The following is a 696-nucleotide window of genomic DNA, read 5'->3' on the forward strand; positions in this document are numbered from 1 at the left end:
TGGGCGAGAGCAGCAGGTGATCGAGCCGCAATGCGCGGCCTTCACCCCCGGCGATGCTCGTCTTCCACCATCCACAAAAGGCGCCGCGCCAGCTCGGTCTTGCCTGAGGAAGTGCCCCCGGAGATCACGAGGTTCATGCGGGACTGGACGCAGGCCCGCAGAAACACGTCGGGATCGTCGCCTGTGGTTGCCAGTTCGCAGATGGCGCGCAGCTGTTGGAGCCGTTCCGCCTCAAGCGATACGGTCTGGTCGCGCAAGAACGGGAAGTGACGGGGCGCATCGCCGGCCGCCCTGCGGCGGAACACCCGGATCGAGATCACCGTTCCGCCTGCGGAGGCGGGCGGGATGATGGACTGGCAGCGCAGCGCCGCTCCCGCAACCTCGATGGTGGTCGAGATCGCGGGCTGGTTGTCGGTCAGCGTCAGGCGCTGCTTGTTGGCGATCAGACCCGCCAGATCCCTGACCTCGACCGGCGGGAGGATGAGGCCTTCTCGTTCCAGATTGCCACCGATGACCAGAAAGAGACTGACCGGTACTGGAACGCCATTGTCGGCAATGGTGGCAGCGAAAGTGCATGCGGCTGGTGCAAGGATCGGTGGGGGGTCTCCTGGCAGATCACACCGCGCACGCTCACAGAAGCGATGATGGCAGGCGGTGAGGAAGCGCGGCGCGCCTTTGCCGCCATGATGAGCATGC

At 65.7% G+C, this 696-nt stretch carries 1 protein-coding gene and 1 pseudogene; one reads left to right on the forward strand and one right to left on the reverse strand.

Going from position 1 to position 696, the window contains the following annotated elements; genetic code table 11:
- Nucleotides 1-41: 41 nt before the first annotated feature.
- Nucleotides 42-257 carry an ATPase, T2SS/T4P/T4SS family gene (locus tag AAIL68_RS17530; RefSeq protein WP_347141067.1) on the reverse strand — a complete coding sequence of 72 codons (216 nt, stop codon included), beginning with the start codon at nt 255-257 and terminating at the stop codon, nt 42-44.
- A gap of 222 nt (nt 258-479) precedes the next feature.
- Between AAIL68_RS17530 and AAIL68_RS17535 the strand changes: the two are divergent.
- A pseudogene (locus AAIL68_RS17535) lies at nt 480-696 on the forward strand (VOC family protein); the annotation flags it as partial.

Origin of the sequence: Paracoccus sp. SSK6, from assembly GCF_039770665.1 — a bacterium.
Lineage (GTDB): Bacteria > Pseudomonadota > Alphaproteobacteria > Rhodobacterales > Rhodobacteraceae > Paracoccus.